Below are 8568 nucleotides of genomic sequence, written 5' to 3'. Positions count from 1 at the left end.
GGCCGACCCGCAGGCTTCCGCCGTGGAGACGGACGGCGCCGATGCCGTGGCCGAGGCCGTCAACGCCGAGCCGGACGGCTGGATGCCCAACAACACCCTGGTCTTTACCGAGGATGGCACCATCAGCAGCATCGTCCGCATCTGGGTGCCGTAAATTTTGCTCAAAACCGTTGACAAACGTTTTGCGTATGCTATAATTTAGCTGTACGCAAAGGGGCATTGTGTCTGCTTTGCGGAATGTAAAATTATGACAGATGGCAATGATGGGGTCAGAAATGCACACCGCCGTTCAGAGAGAGCGCTTCCAGCTGCAAGGCGTTCCGGCCGGTTCCATTTTGCGCCGCCCCGGAGCTTCCGGCGACACAAGTCGGACGCAGCGCAGCGTTAACGCGCCGAAAGCGGCAGGGGACACATTTTATCCTTTGCAATTTGGGTGGTACCACGGAGCAGTTTACAGGCAGCCTCGTCCCTTTTGGGATGGGGCTGTTTTTTGTTTTCTGCGCCCACCCGCCCCGTCTGCCATAATCATAAATCTGACGTGCAAACGCCAAGGACAATCGAGGAGAGAAAACCTATGCAATGGACCGGTTTGAATGAACTGCGTGAAAAGTACCTGAGCTTCTTTGAGAGCAAGGGCCACCTGCGTCTGGACAGCTTCCCGCTGGTGCCCAAGAACGACCCCAGCCTGCTGCTCATCAACAGCGGCATGGCCCCCATGAAAAAGTGGTTTCTGGCTCAGGAAGAGCCGCCCCGTCACCGCGTGACCACCTGCCAGAAGTGCATCCGCACCCCGGATATCGAGCGTGTTGGCATCACTGCCCGCCACGGCACCTTCTTTGAAATGCTGGGCAACTTCTCCTTCCAGGATTACTTCAAGGAGGAGGTCATTCCCTGGGCATGGGAGTTCCTGACTTCCGACGAGTGGATGGCCATTCCGAAGGACCGCCTGCACATCTCTGTGTACGAAGAGGACGACGAGGCTTACGATATCTGGACCAAGAAGGTGGGCATCGCCCCCGACCACATGGTGCGTCTGGGCAAGGAAGACAACTTCTGGGAGCATGGCTCCGGCCCGTGCGGCCCCTGCTCCGAGATCTACTTTGACCGCGGCCCCGAGTACGGCTGCGGCAAGCCGACCTGCGGCGTGGGCTGCGACTGCGACCGCTATATGGAGATCTGGAATCTGGTGTTCAGTCAGTTCGATGCCGACGGCAAGGGCCACTACGAGCGTCTGGCACGCCCCAACATTGATACCGGCATGGGTCTGGAGCGTCTGGCCTGCGTGATGCAGGGCGTGGGTAACCTGTTTGAGGTTGACACCGTGCAGAGCGTGCTGCACCATGTAGAGCACATTGCCAACAAGACCTACGGCGAGGACGACAAGACCGATATCTCCATCCGTGTCATCACCGACCACATCCGCAGCTGCACCTTCATGGTGTCCGATGGCATCCTGCCTTCCAACGAGGGCCGCGGCTATGTGCTGCGCCGCCTGCTGCGCCGTGCTGCCCGCCATGGCCGTATGCTGGGCATCACCCGCCCGTTCCTGGTGGAGCTGGTGGAGACTGTCATCCAGTCCAGCGAGAGCGCATACCCCGAGCTGCGCGAGCACGATGCTTATATCAAGAAGGTCATCGGCACCGAGGAGGCAAACTTTGCCCGCACCATTGATGCCGGCATGAACATCCTGAACAACATGATCGACGGTCTGGAAAAGGCACATGAGCACCTGCTGAAGGGTCTGGATGTGTTCAAGCTGAACGATACCTTCGGTTTCCCGCTGGATCTGACCAAGGAGATCGCTGCGGAGCAGGGTATTGAGATCGACGAGGAAGGCTTCCACGCCGAAATGACCAAGCAGAAGGAGCGTGCCCGTGCAGAGCGCCTGAAGAAGAACATCTCCGGCTGGAGCGAGGATCTGTTCGGTGCGCTGGATGCAGAGCCCACCGTCTTTACCGGCTACGAGACCCTGAACGACACCGGCGTTGTGGTGGCCCTGAGCGACGAGGAGACCCTGACCGATGCCATTGCTACCGACGAGGAAGCAAAGGACGGCGTGCTGGTGGTTCTGGATAAGACTCCCTTCTACGCTGAGATGGGCGGTCAGGCTGCGGACCACGGCATGCTGAACAGCGCCGACTGCAGCCTGCGCGTGCTGGATGTGAAGAAGACCCCCAAGGGCTACTACGTCCACACCTGCGTGCTGGAGAGCGGCATCGTGAAGGTGGGCGACCATCTGAACGCTCAGGTGGACAAGGAATACCGCATGGCCATTGCCCGCAACCACACCGCCACCCATCTGCTGCAGGCAGCGCTGCGTGAAGTGCTGGGCGACCATGTGCATCAGGCAGGCTCCTATCAGGATGCAGAGATCACTCACTTCGACTTTACCCACTTCAGCGCTGTCACTCCCGAGGAGCTGGCCCGCGTGCAGAAGATCGTGAACGATAAAATCTACGAGTCCATGAACGTCACCGTCCGGGAAATGCCCATTGAGGAAGCCAAGAAGCTGGGCGCAATGGCTCTGTTCGGCGAAAAGTACGGCAAGGTCGTGCGTGTTGTGGACATCGAGGGTTGGTCTACCGAGTTCTGCGGCGGCACCCACGTGAAGAACACCGCCCAGATCGGCGGCTTCAAGATCGTGAGCGAGGCCTCCGTTGCTGCGGGCATCCGCCGCATCGAGGCTGTCACCGGCCGCAACCTGCTGATCCGTGCAAACCTGCAGGAGGCTATGCTGCATACCGTGGCAAACACCCTGAAGGCAAACAACGTGACCGCTCTGCCCGTCCGTGCCGAGGCCGTGATGGCTGAGAACAAGGCTCTGGCCAAGGAGCTGGAAGAGATCAAGGCACAGGTCGCCGCTTCCAAGGTGACCAGCCTGTTTGACAATGCCGAAGAGATCGGCGGCGTGAAGATCGCTTCTGCATACTTCACCGGCACCACCGGCGACACCTTGCGCGGCATGTGCGATACCATCCGCGACAAGGCTGTGAAGCCCGCTGTGGCGGTTCTGGTGGGCAAGGCTGAGGATAAGATCACCATGGCTGTCACTGTGACCAAACAGGCACAGGAAAAGGGCCTGAAGGCCGGTGCTCTGGTCAAGGAGATCGCTGCCATTGCCGGCGGCAAGGGCGGCGGCAAGCCGGACTTTGCAATGGCCGGCCTGAAGGATGAGTCCAAGATCGACGAAGCTCTGGCTGCTGTCGGCGCCATCGTCAAAAAGGCTCTGGGCGAATAAGAAAACGGGTTCGCCCTCTCCGTCAGCGCTGACGCGCTGCCAAAGTTTATGGTTTTGCCAAGGGCTCTCTCTTTGGGAGAGCTGGACGCAAAGCGGCCTGAGAGGGCGGGGACGTTTATAAAATATCAGGAAGGAGTTGTTTCCCATGGAAGATTGTCTGTTCTGTATGATCGCGGAGGGGAAAATCCCCTCCAAGAAGCTGTACGAGGACGAGCAGGTGGTGGCTTTTTACGACATCAACCCGCAGGCCAAGGTGCACTTTCTGGTGGTGCCCAAAAAGCACATTGTCTCTGCCGCTGCGCTGACCGAAGAGGACGGCGCACTGCTGGGCCATATCTTTGCAGTGATCGCAAAGCTGGCTGCGGAGCAGGGCCTGAACAACGGCTACCGCGTCATCTCCAATGTTGGCGAGGACGCAGGCCAGACCGTGAAACATCTGCATTTCCATGTTCTGGGCGGCGAAAAGCTGCCTGTCTGATTCCAATAAAAAGGGAGCGTTGAATTATGGCTGAGACCTATACTCTGCACGTTGCAGGCCTGACCCGTGAGCTGACCATCTGCAAGGTGAATGACCACATGGACATTGCTGCTTTTATCATGCTGGGTGATGCCGAGCTGACCGTGGCTGCTGCCGCTGAACTGCTGAAGAAGTGCCCGGATTTTGATATCCTGCTGACCGCCGAGGCCAAGGGCATCCCTCTGGCACACGAGATGAGCCGCCAGAGCGGCAAGCCCTACGTCTGCGCACGCAAGGGCGAAAAGCTGTATATGACCGACCCCGTGGTGGTGGAGGATCAGTCCATTACCACCGCAGGCAAGCAGAAGCTGGTCATCGACCGCAAGGAGCTGGACAAGATGAGCGGCAAGCGCGTTCTGGTGGTGGACGATGTCATTTCCACTGGCGGTTCGCTCAAGGCTCTGGACGCGCTGGCTGAGCAGACCCAGTGCACCATTGTGGGCCAGGCCGCTGTTCTGGCCGAGGGCGATGCAGCTGAGCGCAAGGATATCATCTTCCTGGAGCCGCTGCCCCTGTTCTTCCACTAAGCTGCAATGCGCCGCCCGCTCTGCGTTTTCTGCGCTGGAATGCTGGGTGTGGAGTTAGTGTGCGTTTTTTTGCCGCAAACGGAACTTTTTGTGCCGTTTGCGGCATTTTTTGTTGCCGTTTGTCTGGTGCTGTGCATCTTTGATGCTGCCCGCAAAGCAGCGCTCTGCATCCTGCTGGGTGCTGCTGTGGGTATGGCATCGGTGCTGCACACGGCAAACCGGCTGGAGCGCATCCGGGTGCAATATGCAGGCCGTCCGCTGATGCTGACCGCAGAGGTGGAAAGCACGGCGGATTCCTACGATCCCGGTATCGTGGATGCGGTTTTGCATGTAGAGAAAGTGAACGGCAGCGCGGCATCCTTCCGGGTGGAGTGCAGTGCTTTGCCGGAGTGCAAAGCCGGGGAAAGGGTGCAGGGAAGATTTATACTGTCGGCCCCGGCATCCGGAAGCCGGGTCGGCCTGTATGCGGACGGCATCGCTCTGCAGGCGGAAATGGACGAGGACGGGCCGGAGCTTACAGTTCTGGGCGAAAGCGGCAGCTTCCGCGCCCGCACCCACCGCCTGCAGCAAAGGCTCAGTGCGTCGCTGCGCCGCCGTATGGACGGCAAGACCGGCGGTGTGCTGGCTGCCATGACTACCGGCGACCGGAGTTATCTGTCTTCGGCCATGCGCAGCGCCTACCGGGGCGCGGGTCTTGCCCATGTGCTGGTGGTAAGCGGAATGCATGTGTCCATTTTGTGCGGTGATATCCTCAGCACACTCCTGCCCTACGAGTGGGAGCAGAGTTACCGCAGGCGCAGACGCCGGGCGGTATTCCGAAGTCTGCTGGCCTTTTTGCTGATGGGCGTGACCGGCTTCACACCCTCGGTATGCCGCGCCGCAGTGGCGGTCTGGGTCGGTGCACTGGGTGTGTGGCTGTACGGCCCGCCGGATACCCTTACCTCTCTGGCGGTGGCAGGTATCGTTATGACCGCAGGCAACAGCTATGCAGTGTGCGATATCGGCTTTGAACTTTCGTTTGCGGCGGTGGTGGGCACGGTGGCAGGCGGTGTGTGCATCCGCCGCGCCCGGGATGCGTGGTACCGCCAGTTCTGGAAAAACGCGAAAAATCCGGTGAAGCGCCTAGGGTATTTCAAACTGCCGGAACGTCTTTGGGGCCTTGCGGAAAGCATTTGTATCTCGTTTTGTGCTTCGGTGGCCACATTCCCGGTGCTGGTGCTGCGCGGGCTGAGTGTGAGCATTTATGCGGTGGCATCCAGTGTGGCGGTGCTGTGGCTCATCCAGCCCATGATGCTGCTGGGCCTTGGCACGGCCTTTGCCGGCCTGGTACCCGCTCTTGCTCCGCTGTATGGGGTGCTGTCCGCAGCGTCTGCGGCGTTGACCGGCCTGCTCGACCGCTGGGCCGTCTGGATCTCTGCAAAACCGGGCGCGGGAATCTACTTCGATACGGCCTATGCAGCCATCGTGTGTCTGGTGCTGATCCTGTTGTGCTGGCTGGCGTTCCACTGGAGGGCACGGCTGCGGGTGGCAGGGCCATGCATCCTGCTGGCGGCAGCTGTTTCCATCGGGCTGGGCAATGCTCTCAGCCGGGATGTGGTGCACATCGACCTTGTAGGCAGCGCCAACGCGCCGGCAGTGGTCGTCACCCAGAACGATACCGCCGTGGTGCTGTTCCGGGGCGGAGCTTCTGCCCAGAACGCAGTGGAAAACCAGCTTGCCCGGCGGGGCGTGCAGACTGTGGAGCTTGTGGCAGACCTGCGCACAAACCCTAAAACGGCCTGTACACTGGAAGCAGAGCGGACACTTCCGGCAGCAGAAATGGCGGTGAACACAGCACAAAAGCTGCGGTGCACACCGGCTCTGGTGGAAATGCTGCGCACCCGGAATGGCTGTTTTGTGCGGCTGACTGTGGGCAACCGGCAGTTTGCCGTGGTCAATGGAACTGTAGAACTGGCAAAACAGGTCACAGTGCAGTGGCTGATGGCCTCCCCTGCAAAGCCGGATGCTGTGCAGTATAAAAATGTTCTGGCCCTGCGCAGCTATGACTGGATGGACAACAGAAAAGAACTGGCGGCATCCATCAGCCTGCGGCGGCACGGCGGGCTGAAAACGGAGTGATGCTTTGCAATCCGGGCAGAGTGTGGTACAATAGAATAACACCATAAGAGAAGGGAGGTGCCTGCATGGCGACCGAGACAAAACTCCGGCAGTTGGCGGACAAGGGCTGCCCAGTCTACTATTTTTATTCCAGTGAACGGTATCTGGTGCGGCAGGCGGTCACGGCCATCACCCGCATCCTGACCGCAGACAGCGACGAGGATGCCACGGTTCTGGATGGAGCTGCGCCGGAGATCGAACAGCTCATCATGGCGGCGGGCACCATCTCATTTTTTGGTACCCGGCGTGTGGTGGTGCTGCCGGAGATCGACCCTGCAGCTTACAGTGACAAGGATCTGGAAGAGTTGAACAGCACCCTTTCCAGTCTGGAAAATGCTGTGGTGGTGCTGGGCAGCGTGTTTGAACTGGAGCGCAGCAAGCTCAAAACAGGCAAGCGCGCACAGAAGCTGATCGCGCAGTGCAAGGCGCTTGGCTACACCGAAGAATTGGCTAAGCCCAAGCCCTTTGAACTGAAAATGATGATGATCGACCGCGCAAAGGAGCAGAAAACCACCCTGCCGGACGGCGCAGCGGCGGCGCTGCTGGAGCGCTGCGGCGAGGATCCGTTCCTTTTGGAAAATGAGGTGGACAAGCTCTGTGCATTGTCCGGGTATCAGACGGTCACGGCAGCGATGGTGGCGGAAATGGGCACGGTCAGTCTGGAAGCAGACGTGTTCGAGATGATCCGCATGATCACGGCCAAAAACGCCACAGGTGCCTGCAAAAAGCTGCAGACTTTGCTGCGCCTGCAGCAGGAGCCCATTGCCATTACAGCGGCCATGATCGGCAGCTATGTGGATCTGTACCGGGTCAAGCTGGGGGCAGCAAAACGGAAAAATTACAGCACGGTATTCAAGGATTTTGGCTATAAGGGCAGTGATTACCGGCTCAAGCGGTCGGCCGAAACAGCCTCGCATTACACGCTGTGCCAGATCGAAAACTGTATGCAGGTGCTGCTGGAACTGGACCAGAGCCTGAAAAGCCAGCCTACCGATGACCAGATCCTGCTGGAAACAGCGCTGTGCCGGTTGGCAATGGCGGGGAGCGGACGATGAAGGAAAACGAAATGATCCATACAGGCCGGGTGCTCATCGTGGAGGGCAAGTACGATGCGGCCCGGCTCTCCCATCTGACCGATGCCATGATCCTGCTGACGGATGGCTTTGGCATTTACAGCGACAAAAAGCGCCAGCAGCTGTTCAAAGCGCTGGCGCAGAAAAACGGCCTGATCCTGCTCACGGATTCGGACGCAGCAGGCTTCCGCATCCGCACCTACATCACCAATCTGGTGGGAGAAAAGAATGTGGTTCAGGCTTACGTGCCCGCGATCCACGGCAAGGAAAAGCGCAAGGAGCAGCCCGGCAAGGAGGGCCTGCTGGGGGTCGAGGGCGTGGACGATGCCATTGTTCTACAGGCGCTGCGGGATGCCCTTGGCGCTGAGGCGGGTGCCGCAGCGGCCCGCCCGGAAGGACGGCAGATCACCTATACCGACCTCTACGAGTGGGGGCTTTCCGGCAGGCCGGGCAGCGCCGAGCGCAAGGCAAAGCTTCTGAACGCGCTGGGCCTGCCGCCGCGTCTTTCCAAAAAGGAGCTGGTGGAAGCGCTGAATCGACTGTATACTTTTGAACAATTGAACGAACTGCAGTTGAAAATTCTGGATAGCTGACTGCATGGCGCAGGGGCGAGCGCACCGCTCACCTCTGCGCTGTTTTTGTGCTCGGAACATCCCACCGCTGGCGCAGAAGTTCCAGCGCATGAGTTTCTAGACGGGAAACATAGCTGCGGCTGATGTCCAGCAGTTTTGCAGTTTCCAGCTGGGTCAGCGGCGGCTGGCCGGAAAGACCATACCGCAGCAGAATGATCTGTCGCTCCCTGGCGGGCAGGCCGTCCAGCAGCTGCCGCATCCGGCGGATATCGTCCTGCGTTTCGCAGGTGTCCTCCATGCAGAAGCTGTCCTGCAGCACATCGGCCAGCGTCAGCGCAGAGTCACCATCTGATTCCAGCGCTTCCTGCAGCGAGACGGTCCCGCCGGTTTTGCGGTTCCGGCGGAACTGCATCCGGATCTCATTTTCAATGCACCGGCTGGCGTAGGTGGAAAAGCGTGCCCGACGGTCAGAGTCGAAAGTATC

7 protein-coding genes are annotated in these 8568 nt (G+C 59.5%); 6 read left to right on the top strand and 1 reads right to left on the bottom strand.

The genetic code is table 11. The annotated features are described in order from the left end of the window. Positions 1 to 574: 574 nt before the first annotated feature. The 6 genes from alaS (at position 575) to QZL71_RS12370 (ending at position 8105) form a co-directional block, all read left to right on the top strand. Positions 575 to 3238, top strand: a complete 2664-nt coding sequence (gene alaS, locus QZL71_RS12395; RefSeq protein WP_294648999.1) for an alanine--tRNA ligase — start codon at positions 575 to 577, stop codon at positions 3236 to 3238. Positions 3239 to 3383: 145 nt separating this feature from the next. After that, positions 3384 to 3716 (top strand): histidine triad nucleotide-binding protein, encoded by a 333-nt coding sequence (locus tag QZL71_RS12390; RefSeq protein ID WP_005946271.1) that lies wholly within the window; start codon positions 3384 to 3386, stop codon positions 3714 to 3716. 26 nt (positions 3717 to 3742) lie between these two features. Then, entirely contained in the window at positions 3743 to 4282 is a 540-nt protein-coding gene (locus QZL71_RS12385) for a phosphoribosyltransferase family protein (RefSeq protein ID WP_005946272.1), read from the top strand. Positions 4283 to 4351: 69 nt separating this feature from the next. Next, positions 4352 to 6400, top strand: a complete 2049-nt coding sequence (locus QZL71_RS12380; protein WP_294648997.1) for a ComEC/Rec2 family competence protein — start codon at positions 4352 to 4354, stop codon at positions 6398 to 6400. A gap of 65 nt (positions 6401 to 6465) precedes the next feature. Next, positions 6466 to 7494 (top strand): DNA polymerase III subunit delta, encoded by a 1029-nt coding sequence (gene holA / locus QZL71_RS12375; protein WP_294648995.1) that lies wholly within the window; start codon positions 6466 to 6468, stop codon positions 7492 to 7494. After that, complete coding sequence (locus QZL71_RS12370) at positions 7491 to 8105, top strand: toprim domain-containing protein (RefSeq protein WP_120080797.1); 615 nt, start codon at positions 7491 to 7493, stop codon at positions 8103 to 8105. The genes holA and QZL71_RS12370 overlap by 4 nt, the downstream gene beginning before the upstream one ends. A gap of 28 nt (positions 8106 to 8133) precedes the next feature. On the opposite strand, the gene QZL71_RS12365 is transcribed toward QZL71_RS12370, so the two are convergent. Continuing rightward, positions 8134 to 8568, bottom strand: a 435-nt coding sequence (locus QZL71_RS12365; RefSeq protein ID WP_294648993.1) for a sigma-70 family RNA polymerase sigma factor, incomplete at its 5' end; no start/stop codon positions are given.

Origin of the sequence: uncultured Faecalibacterium sp. (assembly GCF_900066275.1) — a bacterium.
GTDB classification, from domain to species: domain Bacteria; phylum Bacillota; class Clostridia; order Oscillospirales; family Ruminococcaceae; genus Faecalibacterium; species Faecalibacterium taiwanense.
This window is presented reverse-complemented; position numbering and strand designations above follow the sequence as displayed.